Genomic DNA, 17676 nt, shown 5'->3' with positions numbered 1-17676 from the left:
TGCATCTTTTTATTGTATTTTCTTCTAATTAGTTTTCAATTTTCATCTCACTTTATTAATAAGCTCTATATATTGTAGGTCCCCATATCCTATTGTTGGAAAAAGATTAAACAACCTTTTTAGTAACTCTTGTTTTGGTAAACCTTTATTTTTGGAGATATACTTTACTACTACATTATTTTCTTTTAGCATTTCTAAATATAAATCTATCGCCTGATACATTACAGGTAGTACCTCATGAGATAGCTTTTTATGATTTACTAGAACTTCATTGTAAACAGAAAAATAGTTCCCTAATTCAAGTTCAATTTGACTTACTTTAAATTCATCCTCTCTGAAGCTATTTAAGTATACTTTGCCCTTTTAACCAGACTGTTCAAGGTAAGAAAGTACGGTAAGTAGATTCATTTGGCAAAACATATCCTCACCAAACCATAAAACGATACATTTATACTCTTTCTTAAAAAGATTCTCTAAAGGATGAATAACCTTTTTCATATAATTTTCTACAGTACCTTGGTGTCCTTCTGCTCTTGTTTTAATAAACTCATCATCAAAAAGCTGTGTAGTAGTCGCATTTACACACATCGCTTCATTAAATGGAGCGTAATCAGACTCCCCCATTAGTTTTTCACCTTTAAATTCTTCATACATAAATTGACCATTTAATATGTTTAGTACATCTTTATCAAACAGCTCACTCTTCGCATTTCGTAACTGATCAACTTCAATTTTTCTAGAAAAATTCATTCTATCCCACTCCTTTCCATTATTGATTGAGAGTTTAATAAATGATTGAACGGGCTTTTTGTTAAGTTGGAATTCTCTTGGGGTTATACCAAAAACAGTTTTAAAATCTCTACTATAAGCCTCTTGTGAAGAGTAATCATAATCAAATGCGATATCAATTATCTTTCTATCATTCGCCAAATCTTCCGTTGATAAATACAATCTTCTGAGAAGAATATATCGTCTAATACTTATCCCTGTTACTTGATGAAATTTAAAAGAACAGTAATAAGGAGAATATCCCATATAATTAGATAATTCATCTAATGAGAATTTACATTTCAAATTCTTATCAATCCAATCGATCATTAACTGTATATGTTCATTCATTTACCTCACTCCTTACAAAACATTATAAAAGGTATCCGTTTCTTTCTTTTGATATTTCTTGTGATTTATAATCATTAACGCCCCAGAACCTCTAAATACCATAGATAATTATTCATTTCATATTTTTTCAGCTATCTTATTTTGTCATACATTTACTTCACTTTCCAATAAAGTGAAACTTTAATCAGTGGGGTTTTGTTCCTCCCCTCTGATTATTATCCCGTACTAATCGGGCTTTTACGGGATAAATCTTTTTTAAAGGATTCTACCAAATAAAACACGAAATTTGTAATTTAAGGAACTAGTAGTTTTGTGAGTGGAAAATTTATGTTTGGAAAGGAAGTTAAAATGAATAATATAGAAAAAGAGATACTCAAACTAATTAATAAACTATATCCATTGGATTTTATTGAAATGACACCAATAACAAATGAAATGTATCAATGTCTCACGGCACAAGGTACTTACTTCGTTAGAATTACAAACTATAAAACATATGAAGAGCAATTAGAAGAAGTTACATATACGAACTTTTTATATCAAAAGGACTTAGGAGTCCCTCCAATAATACCTTCTTTAAAGGGGAATTTAGTAGAGAAAATAACATTAGACAAAGAAGTTTTTGCTGTATTATATAAAGCTGCTCCTGGTATACATTTACCAAGAAACGAATGGAATTCTAATGTATTTAAAAAGCTTGGTCAACAAATCGGAAAATTACATCGTATATCTAAAAGCTTTGAAACCGCTAAACCGGTTAAACATATTAACGATTGGTATGAAAATGAAGAATATAATTTTCTTAAGTATATCCCTAAAGAAGAAACTACTATAAGAGAATTTACGTCTGCCGTTTTAACTTCTATAAAAAAACTTCCAAAGAATCCTTCAAATTACGGCTTAATACACGGAGATTTATGGTTAGAAAACATATTGGTTGAAAATAATTCAAATTTAACGATGATTGATTTTCAAGACTGTGAGAAACATTTTTATATATTCGATTTAGCAGTCCCAATCTATAGTGCGATAGAATATTCATTCGTTGGGAATGGTAACATAGTCGACTATGAGAATTCTATTACAAATGCAATAATTGACGGATACCAAGAAGAAAATGAGATTCCTAAAGAAATGATAGATCTATTTCCATTGTTTATTAAATTAAAGGAGATTTTTGAATATAGTTTAATGCATATGTATTGGGATAAAGAAGAATTAACTGAGGAACAAGTACGGATAATGAATCTTTATAGAATGAAGATTGAAAAAAGTCATTCTTTAAACACAGTTGGTTTCCTATGAAGTACGCCCCAATTGTTACATACAGTCTAACAATTGGGGCGTACTTTTCTATAGTTAAATTTTCTTCAAAAGACAAAATACAAGTAGCGAAATGATATTTAATCGTACAGTGGCACCTATTTTTCAATCCATTCAACGGATTTATCTAGCCTAATGCCATCCTCAATATTGCTTTCTTCCAAAGTATCTGCTTTAGCTTGAATACAGATAAAATAGAGCGGTTCACTTGAATTATTACGCCAAATTCTTTCCCCTTCTTGTGCTACCCTAATGACAGTGCCCTCTTTGATTTCAAGGATTTCATCATCAATCTTGAATTCCCCTTCTCCCTTGATAAAGATATACAGCTCTTCATTTTCTCTATGCTTATGATAAAAAGACATTGAAATACCTGGAGGAAAAACATTAAGTGAAACTTCCATCCCTGTACATTGTAAGTCATCTTTAAGAAATACCTTTCCAGGAGCCTTAAATGGATTTCCATTTTTATATTGAAGCAAATCCTCCCATTTTCCTACTTGAACAGCACTAAAATTTTTACCTTCCATTGTTGAATTAACAAATTGACTCATTTGTATTCTCCTCTCATATTTGTTTTTCATGATTTCACTTTGTAATCTCTAATGAATCGAACAAAAAAGAAACCAAACAGTCTCTTTTTTGGTAAAAAACAACTCAATTAATTGTCCATAATGTATCATTTGAAATGTACTGTCGATTTTGAACAAGGATCTAATCCTTCCTCTAGCTTCAGACTTCATCTTCATTTTATTTAGAATTTTTAAAAGGCGAAACAATTAAATTTTTATAAATTACTATCTATTTCAACTTGTAAATTAAGGTCTCAGCAGCTTCCATCACAACCGCACTTAGAGTTGGATGAGCATGAGGTGTTAATGCAATATCTCCAACTGTCATGCCTGATTCGATTGCTAAACCCATTTCGGCAATTATTTCTGATGCACCATTACCCACGATTTGAGCACCTACTAATACACCATCTTCTCTACGCACCAATAGCCTCAAGAAACCTTTTCCTTCATTTGATACAAGTGCACGACCGTTTGCTGAAAATGGCGATTGAACCACTTTTACTTCCATGCCTTCTGCCTTTGCTCGCTCTTCGGTATAACCGACCGTTGCTAATTCAGGGGTTGTGAAGCAAACTGCTGGGATTGCCAAATAATCAATAAATGATAGTTTACCAGAGATAGCTTCGGCAGCTACTTTTCCTTCGTAAAATGCTTTATGTGCAAGCTGTGGACCAGCAATAATATCACCGATAGCAAAAATGTTCGGACGGTTAGTACGACATTGTTGATCAACCTTTAATAAACCACGGTCAGAAAACTCAATACCGATTTTTTCAAAACCCATATTTTCAGTATTAGGGCGACGGCCAACTGTTATTAATACGTAATCAGCATCAACTTTCTTTTCTTCACCACCAATTTCGTAGGTAACAATTACACCATTTTCAACTTCTTCAATACCTTTAGCGGATACATCTACTATTACTCTAACACCTTTGTTTATAAGGTCTTCTTTCACAATTTGAGTCATTTGTTTATCGAAGCCAGTTAAAATGTCTTTACCTCCTTCAATAATTGTTACTACAGAACCAAGGGAAGCGTAAGCAGAGCCTAATTCAGTACCAATGTAACCGCCACCGATTACAACCAATTTACTTGGAACTTCAGTTAAATTAAGTGCACCTGTAGAATTAATCACACGTTTTGTAAATTTAAATGTTGGAATTTCAACTGGGCGCGATCCAGTAGCTATAATTGCATTTTTAAATGTATATGTTTGAACTGCATCTTTATTGGTTACTCGTATAGTGTTAGCATCTATGAAATAAGCTTCACCTTTTATCACTTCTACTTTATTGCTTTTTAATAACCCTTCTACACCACCTACTAATTTTTTTACAATGCTGTTTTTAAATTCTTGTACTTTTGCGAAGTCCACATTTGCACCAGAAGAAAAAATACCCATATTTTCTGAATGCTTTGTTTCCTCAAAGCGATGACCTACAGAAATAAGTGCCTTAGATGGGATACAGCCGACGTTAGCACATACTCCACCAATATTTCCTCTTTCTATAATTGCCACTTGTTGTCCTAATTGTGAAGCCCTAATTGCAGAAACATATCCTCCAGGTCCAGAGCCAATAACGATTGTTTCAATCTCTCCCATATAGCTTTTCACACTCCTAAAAGAAAATTGGAAAACACTAGATCAAAATCTTTTATACTCTACACATTTTTCAATTTACAATTTTGTAAAAGTAGCATTCTTCTCTCATCCGTTTTTTCATAGTTCCATCATGGAATTTCTATTCAGGATCACCCCCTTTAAAAAAAAGAAACTGAACGGTCTCTTTTTTTCGATAAAAATTACGGCTTACTTGGCCGTAATTTGTTTTTCAACTCATCTAAAAGTCGTGACGATACTGTATCAATATAGACTGTATCTTGGTATAAGCGTGACAAAGCAAGTGCTCCTTCAAGAGAAGAAATCCAGATGATAGCAATCTGCTTTGCTTGCGTATCTGGTTTTAACTCACCTTTCTCAATTCCATTTGTAATAATCTTTTCAATCATTCCAAGTAATTGATTCATTGCTATCTGTGCTTGTTCTGCCATGGGAGGATGGGAATCATCTGCTTCTAACGTTACGTTCATGATTGGACAACCTCCAGGAAGAGGATCATTATGAACGAGAGATGTAAAAACAGAAATAAAAGTTTTTAACTTATCAAACGTATTGGATGCTTTTTTTATTTCTTCGACATAACGCACCTCCATTTGTGAGGTTGCATGCTGAAAGGCTTGAATAGCTAATTCATCTTTATTTTTAAAGTGACGATAGATGCCACCCTTCTCTAATCCAGTCTCTCGCATAATATCAGAAATTGAAGAACCACTATACCCTTTTACATTAAACAGGGCAGAGGAACGATCAAGAATCATTCTTTTTGTTAATTCACCTTTACGCATAGTGTCCTCCTAAAAGAAAACGTTTGGTCTCTTTTTAGTATATGACAAATCGAAAAGAATTAGCAAGAAAAAATATAGAAATGAAGATAGCTTTTATTTATAGAGATTTATTCTCTGCCAATCTAGCCGCAGTAATTATAGGAGCCCACTGGAAAATTTCATCTCTTGATAAACCTGTATTTTTGCAATATATATGTAAATACATTTCAGCTAATTCCACTGAATTCTGTGAATACAATAAGTATGTCCGAAACACATCTGCGCGAATATCACCCGAACTAGCATCAACCCAATCTATAATTTTCATATCATCATTGCTCATAATTAAATTAAACGGATGAAAATCACCATGACATAATCTAGGTTCAAATATGATTGAATCTAACCTTTTTAATATATTTCCCTTTTGTTTTTCATCCAGATTATGCACGGAGTTAATTTGACGATAAAGTCTCTCTTTCATCGGTTCTATTTCATCCGGGCTCACAGAGATAGCATGAATTTTTTGTTGTATACTTACACAAATACTTATGAAATGCTCCGCTTTACTCAAATTATTAAGCAAAAGCTCACCAACACTTTCACCTTCTACATATTCCATAATAATAGCTTGTCTACCTTGTATCTCTGTAACTTCAAATACTTTAGGAACGTGTAAACCACATGAATATGCATACTTTTGTTTTTGTGCTTCGTATAGAGATTCTGTATTAGGGAGGTATTCTTTAAACAATTTCACAACTTTATTATCACAAAGATAAATTTCAGCCGTATTTCCTTTGGCTATCGGATTTCCTAGATTCAATTCATTTCTCTCCTTACAGTAAATTAGAATAACACCTTACACTTCTCTATAAATTCACTGTAATCATAACGAAAACCTTTTTCACAAATATACAAAAAACTTACCACTCTCTATCCTTAAATAGAAAGTGGTAAGTTTAATTTTCTAGGAATATCGGAATGGAACTCTGGTGTATGCAAGACAGTAAATGAATATCCCTGTTGAATAAATGATACTTCATTATGTTTACATTCAAATGGAACACTATTTTTCTTAAAGTTATTTTGAATTTCTTGCAAAAATACACGATCCGGTGTTCCAAATGAAACACGTACTTCCGGTGGTAAAGCTTTCATCGCAATTGGAATCCAAGGTCGTTGCCACCAAGTTGCAACGATATATGCAGTGCCACCTATTACAAAGTTGAAAATCTCTCCATCTTCCATCGTTTTCATATTTAGATTTGATTTCAACCATTCCGTAAATACAGGCACACTTTTAACGGGAAGACCAATTTCCCTTACGTATAAAATGTTTAAGGGGGAATGCGGAACTAATACCTCCTCTTTAATATAACTATGTGCGATAATTTCAAGAAGATTTCCATCGCCATCTCTAAAGTATAAATTGAAAAGACTGTTCTCCTCATCAATTATATGACCATCTTTCCATTTCGCAATAAGTAATCCAGACCCTTCAAGCCATCTTGCTGTTTCATGAAATTTTGAAAATGGAATCTCAAAAGCGAAATGTGCAGGTGCAATTGGTTCATATACTTCCTGGAAACTAATTGTTGTGTATGGTGTTACTTCAAATTGAATAAATGATGCTGTTTCTTTTTTTATTGGAAAAGATAATATATCTCCGTATACTTGTTTTACTCCTTCTATAGAAACTGTTTGTAGTTTAATATCTGAAATGTGTGTAATCATTATAATAAACCTCCAAATTCATTATTTCTATTAGTATTGTATTTCAAAAACTAACAGAAAAAATCCATCTGGAGATTGAAACTTTAATTAACAAACTACTACTTTTGTATTAGAACTGTTACGTTAACATTTTCAGCTAATGCAATAAAATCTAAACTTTAAGCAGTTTTCGTTTTAGTACAAATAATTGGTATGAACGACCACATCAAGATATAATGAATAATATCTTAAGCTAAAAGGAGTGTTCTGTTGTGACTCAAAGAATTTCTTACTATGATGCTGCACCTGATGCTATGAAAATTATGATGGACATGGAAAAGTACACAAAACAATCAACGATTAATCGAACGACTAGAGAGCTTATTAAAATTAGAGTTTCTCAAATCAATGGTTGTGCTTACTGCATAGATTTACATACATCTGATGCACGAAAAATGGGAGAGACTGAACAAAGAATTTATTGCTTAAGTACTTGGGATGAATGTACTTTTTATACAGCAGAGGAAAAAGTCGCTATTGAACTAGCTGAGCATATTACACTTATTCCTACTAAAAGAGTTCCTGATTCCCTATATAAACGAGTATGTGAACATTATGATGAAAAACAATATATTGACCTTGTCTTGATTATTAATCAAATTAATAGTTGGAATAGAATTTCTATCGCGATGGGAAATACACCGGCAAAAAAATAACACTTTAAGCAAACAACTTACTCAATACGTTTTATTACATACGCTTCAAAAAGGTTAATTCTTATACATTACAAGAATCAACCTTTTTAAGTTATATTGTATAAAGACATTACCAATGGTTTTTTATTTCTTCTACTATAACTTCCGGGTAATCCCAATGTAACAGATGGGTAGAATCTGGGATTAGTTTTACTGTCGCTCTTGTTCTCTCACTAAAAATACTCGCTGTCTTCCCTCTATATTCATCCCAAATTTCTGGTACTGTAGCACAAAGTAATATTATATTAGATGGTAACTCCTCATATATATCCATTGTTTCATCCTTGTGCATGCCTCTTACGATATTACCAGCTGTTGTACCTCTCGCATGCCAACATACTTTATTATTTATTTCTATACCAAGATCCTAAACTGCAAGTTCTAATAATGGAGACCACCTTGTATAAACTTCTTTTTCACTTTTAAGAAAATCATCCCCACTATTAAATACATACTCTTCAAAGTCCTTTTCATAATAAGCAATTTCTTCTTCCAATGTTTCTTCTTTAAGCCTTTTCGTTTGATACCCTCCATCAATGAGAATACTCCCTAATACCTTTTCTGGATTATTTAATAAATAAAATAGCGCTACAAAACTTCCCCAAGAATGTGATAGAAAATAGAAATGTTCAATTTTCAGTTCATTTATTATTTCATTTAACCAATTTGCTAAATTCTGCATCTCATAATCTTCTGTTCTTTCAAAGGGCGGTGTTTTACCATGCCCAGGTGCATCAATGGAGATGATTCTATACTCTTCCTTTAATTCTTCTGCAATTTCTATAAAACTTAAACTTGTACTACCTAATCCATGTAAACAAAAAATAACGGGTTTATCATTATTCCCCCACTCAGTAATATGTACATTTATCCGGTCATTATTAATAAAATAACGTTTCATAATAATTATCCTCCATATTTTGATTTTTCGATTAACACTTAACTTATTTCTATTTTTTAAAAGCTTTCCCTGCATTCTTTTCCACACAAAAAAGCCGATTTTCTTTAAAAGAAAATCAGCTTTTACGCTAAAATACATTATGATTTAACAGCAATTATCATAAATCTTTTTGAATTCGTACGAATCCCTTTTTCAGAACTATTAGCGTCAATAAACTTTTGTAAAATATTAAAGTCCTCTTCCTCTTCACCAAAATTAGGAATAATAGGTGTATGTTTTAATAAGAAAATGAGATCTTCAGGTGTACTGTAATAATCGATAACATCGTATTCACGTACTTGCACGGGTTCAAATCCTGAATTAATAAGTTCATCCATATATTTTTCTTTTAAAATACCATCTCTTTCGCCTAAGCATTGCCCTCTGCCAAATGCTTCTTTGAGATTTAATTTATCATGTTCGCAGACTTGTTGTGTTAAGAAAAAAGAACCTTTTTTCATTACTTTTGCCAATTCAGATGCTATAAACGGTGCATGACAACTAGAAGCAATATCAAAATAAGCATGTGGAAACGTTAAAGCTTCCGAACCCATTTGGAGAAACTCAACATTTTGTACACCTGCTTTTTTCAAGTTGGAATGTGCTGTTTCAATCATGCCATTAGAATTATCTATTCCAATTAACAATTTAGCTGAAGATGCTATATTAAGTACATTCTCTCCTCCGCCTGTACCCACATCAAGTAGCAAGTCTGATGGTTTGCATCTTTCTTTCACTTCGCCATAAAAGTCCCAAGTGTCTCCTACCGTTTCACATTTCACCTTACTGAAATCCCACCCATTTAATCTTCCTACTTTATCATAAAAGTTTTTATACTCTAATTCGTTCATTTTATTATTTCCCCTTTACAAAAATGCATTAAATGTTTAATTCTGATGATCCTTGAAATAGACCCATAGTTGATATTATCGTAAAAGGGTCTACATCTCCTTTTATATCTGCTACGCATTTTTTCAGCCCCGAATAACTAGTTACTTCGAACAATACGCCATTCCATCTATCCCACCTCATATGGAAGATTATATGTATAAAAGCCTTTAATATTATTTAATTATATATTATAAAATACGAATTATTAAAACAATATGTTTCGACACATTACAATCAGTTTACATAATAATATTATAGTTTGCTTTTATCGATGTATTCTAAATGTACTCTTCCCCAACCACACATACTATCTAAAACAGTACTGACTGTTTTACCATGTTCAGATAAGCTATATTCCACTTTAGGTGGTATTTCTTGATAAATTTCACGTTTTATTAGTTGATCTTGCTCTAATTCACGAAGCTGCTTTGCTAATGTTCCTTGAGATATGTCTGGTATTAATCGCTTTAATTCACCAAACCGTTTTGTTCCATCTGTTAATAATATAAATAAAATGAGTGGCTTCCATTTACCCCCGATTATTTGTAATGTCGCTATTACTCCTTTTAATTTCGGTTCCTCTAAATTCATTTTCCTCATCACTCCCCTCAAATCATAAAATATAATGAGTAATTTTTTATATTATTTATCCGTACAACAAGCGATTAGTACGAAATTCGCGACTAAGTACATATAAAGTGCGTACTTTTCAATAGTCATTTTTTAACGAATAATAAAAGCAACACAATTTCATTTTAAATCTTATATTAAGGGAGATGTTTAATCATGTCTATTACTGTATTAAAAGATAAGCATATCGTTATCATTGGTGGGAGTTCTGGTATTGGATTAGCTACGGCGAAACAAGCAATCGAACAAGGAGCACATGTTATTATTGCAGGGCGCTCGGAAGAAAAGTTAAAGGCTGCTCAAGAATATATTAATAACAATCGTCTTCAAACTTATGTATTGGATAATCAAAATAAGAAACAGTTACAAGATTTTTTTAAGAAAGTTGGTAATTTTGATCATTTGTTCACACCTGGTGCCTCTTATACACTTGGGCCAATAACTGCTGCAGATGAAATTGCTGAAAGCAGCTTTATCGGAAAGTTTTGGCCACAATATTACGCAGTAAAATATGCGATTCCTTTTCTTTCAAACTCTGGATCTGTTGTGTTAATGTCTGGTGCATTTAGTCAAAGACCACTTAAAGGTGCGCCTGCTTATGGTGCTTGTAATGGGGCTATTGAAAGTTTAGGGAAAGCTTTAGCTGTTGAATTAGCACCGATTAGAGTTAATGTTGTTTCTCCTGGAACAATACAAAGAGAGAATGAACAAAACGAAAAAAGACTAGCTGCTTATGAAGATTATAAATCTCTTTCTCTTGTACAGAGACCTGGACATAATGATGAAATTGCACATACCGTCCTGTATTTAATGCAAAATAGCTTTACTACAGGCAATGTATTGTTTCCTGATGGAGGATACACATATCACTAATTTATAAAAATTTAATGCCTCCTTAGATTAACTAGTATTGAGGAGGCTATTATTATTAATTTAGAAAGTGATCTAATAATGTAGGATCTTCAATCTGTGAAGAAAAACAATAGTGTTAGAAGCTTGTAAGCAAGTGATTTTTATGACAACGGCAACATTACGGGCATAAAAAACCAGTTGATTAAGAGCAACTGGTTCAATAAAGGTTTTATATTGGATATTCATTCAACCAAATTAATGCTTGTTCATAATCATCAAAGAATTTCACAGATTCTTTTGTATTGGATTGTTGTAAATAATTCATTATCTCCCCTTCTTCAAGGAGAAACGCAATTGCCTTACTGTGATTCAAAATGGTTTCATTGAAGAACTTATCTTTCCATACTTTTTGAACAGAAAAATGATCTGGTGTGTATCCTTTTCTATCCACCAACAATTTGTATTTCCGCCCCTCAGAAATAAATTGCTGACAAACCTGATCGAAGCCATTAAACCATTCATAAACATCAACTGTTTTAATCTTGCCAATTAGATGGGTAACAATTAAATCTCCTGAAACTGTTGTGCTGATATTCTGTTTACTCAACTTGGAATCATCTCCCTTAGTTACAATTATCCTTATTGATCTCATGAAATCAATAAGGATAAAATTCTTACGCAATAAAGCAACATTATTTAATTGGATAACAAACCTCTGTAACCCACTTATTAGGATTCGATTCCATCGCGGGGCTAACATGATAAATATTAAACATCGATCCCGTTAATTCATAACCTTCCGCCTCAATCCATTTTGCCGCTGCTTCATTTACGTCTGTCATTTGTTCATAACTTCCGTTTACTATTATAGATGCTACCTTGATTGGCTCAATCTTTTTAAAATGAACATCTTTTGTATTTTCGTACTTCCCTAAAATATTTAGCTGTATTTCTACATCTACATCATTTCCCTTGTATTCTTGATCATGGAAGACAGCAATACTATAACTTGGATTAGCTATACTAATATTCTTAACATTAATTTCTTGCATTAAAATACTCCATAAATCTCCTTCGTAATTATAAGATGGAAGAACCTTTCTAACGCTTGCTACTTTTCTTTCTGGAATTTCTTTTAACGAAACATGATAGTTCATCTCAACAAAATCCTCTCTCATCGTTTTCAGTAAGTCTTCGAGGAAACGTAATTGTTTTTGGAGATTGTGCATGTCTTCCTTTATTTGAGCACTACGATTTACAAATTGCGATTTTATTACTTCAATATTTTCACTCTCTACTATTTCTTTAATAGCAGCAATATTAAATCCCATATCTTTTAAAATTTGAATTTGATTTACTTTCTTTAATTGTGCAGCGGAATAATAGCGATAGCTATTTTGTTCATCTACTTTTTCTGGCTGCAATAATTCCACTTTATCGTAATGTCTCAACATACGTATGCTAATGGAAGAAAGTTTTGAAAAATCCCCTATTTTGAACATTAGTTCCTCCTATTTATTACAATTATTCGAAGCTCAACTTAAGCTTAAACAATGACATTGCGCGAGAGTCAACTATTTATAACGTTTTAAGTGATTATTTAATATGTTATATTTATATAATTAAAAACCCTTATGATTCATTTACCAATTTACTTTTCAATGCAATACATATTGATATTAATCCATTTACGGTCAATAACATCACTATAATACTAGTGAGTAAAGCTACATCTGCTGCAAATAATTTAGTCGTATGCCACCGTGAATTTGTGCAATAAATAAGAATTGGGATCAAAATAATAGATAATAGTAGAAATATACTCCCAACGAACAGCCTAGTTATTTTTTTACAAGTTTTCTTACGTTTATACTTTTTCACTAACATAATTGATGTAATAATGAGTGAGAGTGTGACTATCGACATAACAATTTGTGTGAATGGTATGTTTTTAGGGATATCACCAGGTTTTTCCCCGTTCAAAATACTAAACTACCTTTTTAAAATGCCAGGAACAGAATACCACCATAGTGGAAATTGGAAAATAACAAAGTCTGCCCAAAGAAGTTTTTCTTGTTCTGCTTGAATATCAACCGAAAAATTATTTGTCTTAGTTGCTTGTTTTTGTTCTACGGCATATTTTAAAAACTCTTTATTTTCTCGCTGGATAAAATCGTCGCCGTGCCCCTTCTTAGATAAAAGATAAATTTTTAATCTTAAATCTAAAATAAATTGTTTATGGTCCGTAGTACTAGTCCATTTATTATTTCCAAATCTATTCAGAATGATCAATAAATAAGATCAAACTATGTTGATATTTCGTATAAATAATATCATTACACTAATTTTCTTTTGGAAGAACAATTCTTTTATACAATTGAACTGTAATAAAATAGTAAATCGAGTAAATTACTACAAAAATAATAATTGGTACCCAAATACGATTGTACGGATCAGGCAAAAGAACTCTGAACATGTTCATACCAACTAATACGTGAACAATACCCACAATTGCTGGGACTAAGAATACAAAGAATAACTCCTTATAAATTGATTGTGCTAATAACTCTCGACGAACACCGATTTTACGAAGCATTTGATAACGTGTACAATCTTTGAATGCACCAGACAGAACTTTAAACATCAAACAACTTGCCATCATTGCTAAGTACGCAATTCCGACGAAGAAGCCCATGAACATCAATCCACCTAACATACCATGAAGAGAATTATACATTTGATATTTGCTCTTCAGTTCTTCAGATTTCATACTTGTATATTTAGCTAACTGTAATTCGTCAAGTTGTTTCCATTCTTTTAAATATGATTTAAAATCATCTGTTTTCCCAATAAACACAGTACTTTCTCGACCCTTTATACTATGGTACATGTTTTTGTCTACAATTTTTACTTTATGATCAGGATATATATACTTTGGCTGGATTGTTTGGAAAGCGTCGCTCCATTGTTTTGGTTTCCCATCATCTTTACCCCATTGACTTGACAATGCAAATGCATCCGTGGGAATTCCCTCTGAAACTTTCATCGCCTTCCCATTTTTTCTATCGTTTACCAAAGGACGATTTTTCTCTAAATCTTCTTTTAGATAATAAATATACTGGTCATCTATTTTGTAACGATATTCAAGCTTATCTGTAAATACGATTGCATTCAAAATTTTCTTTTCTTCCGCTGTTGGATTATGAATGACTGAATCGTAAATTTGATTTTGATCAGTAATTACTCCGGTGTTGTTTTTAAATGCCATACCACACGCAATTCCGCCAGCGCCAAGAGCCACTAAGATTGCTACTGTTGCAAGCACATTTGTTAGGCCATTAATGCGGAAATTTAATTGTGCAAAAGTAAAAGCATTGAGGCCTTTTTCACTACGTTTTTTATTACTCTTTAACTTGTTAATCATAACTGGGAGAAATGATCCAAATAACATGTAAGTACCAACGGTTGCTGTGATTAATCCAACGGCCATTAATCCCAGACCAATTAGCGGGTTTGCATATTTCATATAGATTAGTGATGCATAACCAATACCCAATAAAATCACACCAAGGATTGCAACTACAATTGTCATTTTTCCTTTTATGGCGACACGTTCTGTTTGTGCATCTGCATGTACAAGTTGTAATACAGAAAAACGCGCTAGCTTAATACTACTTATACTTGCTGATAGTACAAATAATGCAAAGAAAAAGATGCAAGTAACCGTCATAGATGGCATGTAAAATGCTTGAAAACCACTAACAGGAAGTTCTAATTGTTTCATTAGTAACTGACCGATACCTTCTGCGAGCCCTACACCAACTGTAATTCCAATCACAAGAGATGCGGCACCTAATATAATTGTTTCGATAAACATAAGTAAGGTAACTTTATGCTTTTTTGCTCCTAACATCATATACATACCAAATTCTTTTTGGCGAAGAGATGATAAGAAAGAGTTTGCATATAAAATATAAAAAAATGTGATAAACGCTAACAAAAAGGACCCAATTTTAAATACAGACACAATATCCCTAATAGAAGAGTTAGATTCAAGGAACGCCTTATTGAGTGCTAATGTTTGAAACATATAAAAAGTTGAAATAGAGACAATAAGACCAGCAAGTAAGACAATGTAATCTTGCAACTTACTTTTTAGGCCTGACATGGAAAGCTTAAATAACATGATTGAACTTCCTTCCTTACGCTTTTTGTGTACCTAAGTTTGCAAGAACGTCTAAAATTTCTTTATAGAACTCTTCACGTGTACCACCGCGATAAATTTCTTTATATAGCTCACCATCTTGTATGAATAAAATACGCTGACAGTAACTTGCACTGTACGGATCATGTGTAACCATCATAATAGATACGCCTTGCCCTTTATTTAAGTTTGTCATCGCATCCAGTAAACTCGTTGCATTTTTAGAATCAAGCGATCCTGTTGGCTCGTCCCCTAAAATAATTGCTGGTTCATGCACTAACGCACGTGCTGCTGCTGAACGTTGCTTCTGTCCACCAGATACTTCAGATGGATACTTTTGAAGGATTGCTGAAATGCCTAACATATCAGCTACTTTTTCTACTTTCGGTCCAATATTTCGTGATGAAACACCTTGAAGTGAAAGTGGAAGAGCGATGTTTTCGTAAATAGATAAGTTCTCTAATAAGTTAAAGTCTTGGAAAATGAATCCTAACTTTTGTGAACGGAAATCAGAAAGCTCACCTTGTTTCATTTTCGTAATATCCGTTCCTGCAATTTCAACAACGCCGCCCGTTGCTTTATCTAACGTTGAAATTACATTTAATAATGTCGTTTTACCAGAACCAGAAGGTCCCATAATTCCGACAAACTCACCCTCTTGAATTGAGAATGAAACACCTTTTAACGCGTGTGATTGGTTCTCACCTTTTTTACCGTACACTTTTTGGATGTTTTTCACGTCTAAAACTGGTTTCGTCATATATATCCTCCTACGTTTGTTTTTTCATTTCTTTAAAATAAGTTGCTATTCTTATTTGCTTTTAATAAAATTTTCATGTTGCATCCACCTTAAAGCTACAATGAAAACTTTCTTCTTTATCTATTTCACTCACCTCATCGCTTTCAATATATACATGATAAACTATGAAAATTAGAAAATACCCCGTAAAAACCTTAAGAATTCTTAAGATTTTATAAAAAAAAGCTTATGGAACCTGTAATTCCATAAGCCAATCTATTTGATTGGATGTTCAACAATAAAGGACATCCAGCCGTCTTTATATTCTGCATGTATATTACCATTATGAAGTTCAACAATTCTTTTTGAGATAGCAAGCCCCAGACCATTTCCCAGGTCATCTTTTCTTGCCTTGTCCCCCCTGAAAAACCTTTCAAACAATTTATTTGGATCGCTAACAGGCGGTTTCTCGACTTTATTTGACACTTTCAAAATTGCTTTGTTATCCATTAATTCAAGACATACGGATAATTCGGATGGTTTTATGCTGTACTTTATCGCATTCATAAAGAGATTTTCATATACACGTACCATTTTTTCTACATCTATGAAGATAGGTATTGTTTCTTGTGTGATTGATTTTTGAACGATTAAGCTTTCCTTTTCAAATATAGGAATGTATTCTCCAACTATTTGCTCCAACAAACTTGATAAATCAACTTCATTAAGATTTAACTTAGCATCTATGCCTGATAAACGAGTATATTCAAACAGCTCATCAATTAAATATTTCAGTCTCTGTGACTTTGAATACGTGGTTTCAAGGTATTCCTGTAATTGTGTTTTACTGTTGTATTGCCCTCTTTTTAATAAATCTATATAGCCAATAATAGATGTTAACGGTGTGCGTAAGTCATGAGATACATTGGTTATAAGTTCATTTTTTGTACGTTCTAATTGTCTTTCTTGTTCAAATGTATTTTCCAATTCCTTGGACATATAGTTGATATTTTGAGCAAGTTGGGTCAATTCGTCCTTTCCCTTAATCCCAATGGTCAAACCCAGTTTTCCATTTGCAATATCATTCACATTATCCGAAATGAGCTTCAAATATACTATTTTCTTTCGAACCAATATTAAAAAAATTATTATAAAGTTAAAGATTGCGAACGCGAATAAGAACAACAATGCCAAATTGAATTCAAACATACCAAATTCTTCGTGTTTTTTAAATAATGGATCTATAACGTATAGCAAAATCAGGATTGTAAAACTAAATGAAATAAAAAAACTAACTGCAACAGCACCAAGAAGTTTTATAATGATCTTATTTCTAAAACTAACATTCTTCATATTTTATATCCAATTCCCCAAACAGTTTTAATATAAATAGGATGTTTAGAATCCTCTTCAATTTTGTCTCTTATTTTTGTAATATGCACCATGACAGTATTATCTGATTTATAAAAAACCTCTTTCCAAACGGCTTCATATATTTTTGCAACACTCAGGACAATCCCTTTGTTACTGGCAAGTAATTCGAG

16 protein-coding genes and 4 pseudogenes are annotated in these 17676 nt (G+C 32.5%); 3 read left to right on the top strand and 17 right to left on the bottom strand.

All coding sequences use genetic code 11. From position 1 onward, the window contains the following. Positions 1–42: 42 nt before the first annotated feature. A pseudogene (locus ACFVQC_RS28910) lies at positions 43–1119 on the bottom strand (helix-turn-helix domain-containing protein). A 327-nt stretch (positions 1120–1446) separates the two neighbouring features. On the opposite strand from ACFVQC_RS28910, the gene ACFVQC_RS28905 reads away from it, so the two are divergent. Beyond that, positions 1447–2424 carry a phosphotransferase enzyme family protein gene (locus tag ACFVQC_RS28905; RefSeq protein WP_377899978.1) on the top strand — a complete coding sequence of 326 codons (978 nt, stop codon included), beginning with the start codon at positions 1447–1449 and terminating at the stop codon, positions 2422–2424. 116 nt (positions 2425–2540) lie between these two features. Here ACFVQC_RS28905 and ACFVQC_RS28900 read toward each other — a convergent pair whose 3' ends face one another. The 5 genes and pseudogenes from ACFVQC_RS28900 to ACFVQC_RS28880 form a co-directional block, all read right to left on the bottom strand. After that, a complete protein-coding gene (locus ACFVQC_RS28900; protein ID WP_377899977.1) occupies positions 2541–2996 on the bottom strand; it encodes a cupin domain-containing protein in 456 nt (151 codons plus the stop codon). A 247-nt stretch (positions 2997–3243) separates the two neighbouring features. After that, complete coding sequence (lpdA, locus tag ACFVQC_RS28895) at positions 3244–4623, bottom strand: dihydrolipoyl dehydrogenase (RefSeq protein ID WP_377899976.1); 1380 nt, start codon at positions 4621–4623, stop codon at positions 3244–3246. A 207-nt stretch (positions 4624–4830) separates the two neighbouring features. Then, positions 4831–5426, bottom strand: a pseudogene (locus ACFVQC_RS28890) (TetR/AcrR family transcriptional regulator). Between the two features lie 97 nt (positions 5427–5523). Next, entirely contained in the window at positions 5524–6231 is a 708-nt protein-coding gene (locus tag ACFVQC_RS28885) for a phosphotransferase family protein (protein WP_377899974.1), read from the bottom strand. 116 nt (positions 6232–6347) lie between these two features. After that, the gene (locus ACFVQC_RS28880) at positions 6348–7142 is read right to left on the bottom strand and encodes a VOC family protein (RefSeq protein WP_377895193.1); all 795 of its coding nucleotides are present in this window, start codon (positions 7140–7142) and stop codon (positions 6348–6350) included. A gap of 251 nt (positions 7143–7393) precedes the next feature. Here ACFVQC_RS28880 and ACFVQC_RS28875 point away from each other — a divergent pair, with 251 nt between their 5' ends. Then, positions 7394–7837, top strand: a complete 444-nt coding sequence (locus ACFVQC_RS28875; RefSeq protein WP_002200421.1) for a carboxymuconolactone decarboxylase family protein — start codon at positions 7394–7396, stop codon at positions 7835–7837. Positions 7838–7946: 109 nt separating this feature from the next. On the opposite strand, the pseudogene ACFVQC_RS28870 reads toward ACFVQC_RS28875, so the two are convergent. The 3 genes and pseudogenes from ACFVQC_RS28870 to ACFVQC_RS28860 form a co-directional block, all read right to left on the bottom strand. Continuing rightward, a pseudogene (locus tag ACFVQC_RS28870) lies at positions 7947–8777 on the bottom strand (alpha/beta hydrolase). A gap of 137 nt (positions 8778–8914) precedes the next feature. Further along, on the bottom strand, positions 8915–9667 hold the full coding sequence (locus tag ACFVQC_RS28865; protein WP_377899972.1) for a class I SAM-dependent methyltransferase: 753 nt from the start codon (positions 9665–9667) through the stop codon (positions 8915–8917). A 292-nt stretch (positions 9668–9959) separates the two neighbouring features. Then, positions 9960–10298: a winged helix-turn-helix transcriptional regulator gene (locus ACFVQC_RS28860; protein WP_377899969.1), complete on the bottom strand. Its 339-nt coding sequence runs from the start codon at positions 10296–10298 to the stop codon at positions 9960–9962. 195 nt (positions 10299–10493) lie between these two features. Between ACFVQC_RS28860 and ACFVQC_RS28855 the strand changes: the two genes are divergently transcribed. After that, complete coding sequence (locus ACFVQC_RS28855; protein ID WP_377899968.1) at positions 10494–11210, top strand: SDR family oxidoreductase; 717 nt, start codon at positions 10494–10496, stop codon at positions 11208–11210. 208 nt (positions 11211–11418) lie between these two features. Here the strand turns inward: ACFVQC_RS28855 and ACFVQC_RS28850 are convergent, their stop codons facing one another. The 8 genes and pseudogenes from ACFVQC_RS28850 to ACFVQC_RS28815 all read right to left on the bottom strand — a co-directional run. Then, on the bottom strand, positions 11419–11841 hold the full coding sequence (locus tag ACFVQC_RS28850) for an STAS/SEC14 domain-containing protein (RefSeq protein ID WP_377899987.1): 423 nt from the start codon (positions 11839–11841) through the stop codon (positions 11419–11421). A gap of 40 nt (positions 11842–11881) precedes the next feature. Then, positions 11882–12691, bottom strand: a complete 810-nt coding sequence (locus ACFVQC_RS28845) for a MerR family transcriptional regulator (RefSeq protein ID WP_377899966.1) — start codon at positions 12689–12691, stop codon at positions 11882–11884. Positions 12692–12821: 130 nt separating this feature from the next. Beyond that, positions 12822–13178: pseudogene (locus tag ACFVQC_RS28840) on the bottom strand (penicillin-binding protein); the annotation flags it as partial. Between the two features lie 3 nt (positions 13179–13181). Further along, positions 13182–13481, bottom strand: a complete 300-nt coding sequence (locus ACFVQC_RS28835) for an NAD(P)H-dependent oxidoreductase (protein ID WP_377899965.1) — start codon at positions 13479–13481, stop codon at positions 13182–13184. A gap of 49 nt (positions 13482–13530) precedes the next feature. After that, the gene (locus ACFVQC_RS28830; protein ID WP_377899964.1) at positions 13531–15375 is read right to left on the bottom strand and encodes an FtsX-like permease family protein; all 1845 of its coding nucleotides are present in this window, start codon (positions 15373–15375) and stop codon (positions 13531–13533) included. Between the two features lie 16 nt (positions 15376–15391). Next, positions 15392–16153, bottom strand: coding sequence for an ABC transporter ATP-binding protein (locus ACFVQC_RS28825; protein ID WP_377899963.1), 762 nt, complete (start codon positions 16151–16153; stop codon positions 15392–15394). Positions 16154–16408: 255 nt separating this feature from the next. After that, positions 16409–17485 (bottom strand): HAMP domain-containing sensor histidine kinase, encoded by a 1077-nt coding sequence (locus tag ACFVQC_RS28820; RefSeq protein WP_377899962.1) that lies wholly within the window; start codon positions 17483–17485, stop codon positions 16409–16411. Then, a partial coding sequence (locus tag ACFVQC_RS28815) for a winged helix-turn-helix domain-containing protein (RefSeq protein ID WP_377899961.1) occupies positions 17482–17676 on the bottom strand: 195 nt, incomplete at its 5' end. The genes ACFVQC_RS28820 and ACFVQC_RS28815, both read right to left, overlap by 4 nt.

It is taken from the genome of Bacillus sp. NPDC057893 (assembly GCF_042796455.1).
In the GTDB taxonomy this organism is placed as follows: Bacteria; Bacillota; Bacilli; order Bacillales; family Bacillaceae_G; genus Bacillus_A.
The sequence above is the reverse complement of the archived record's forward strand: the minus strand, read 5'-3'. Positions and strand labels throughout refer to the sequence as shown.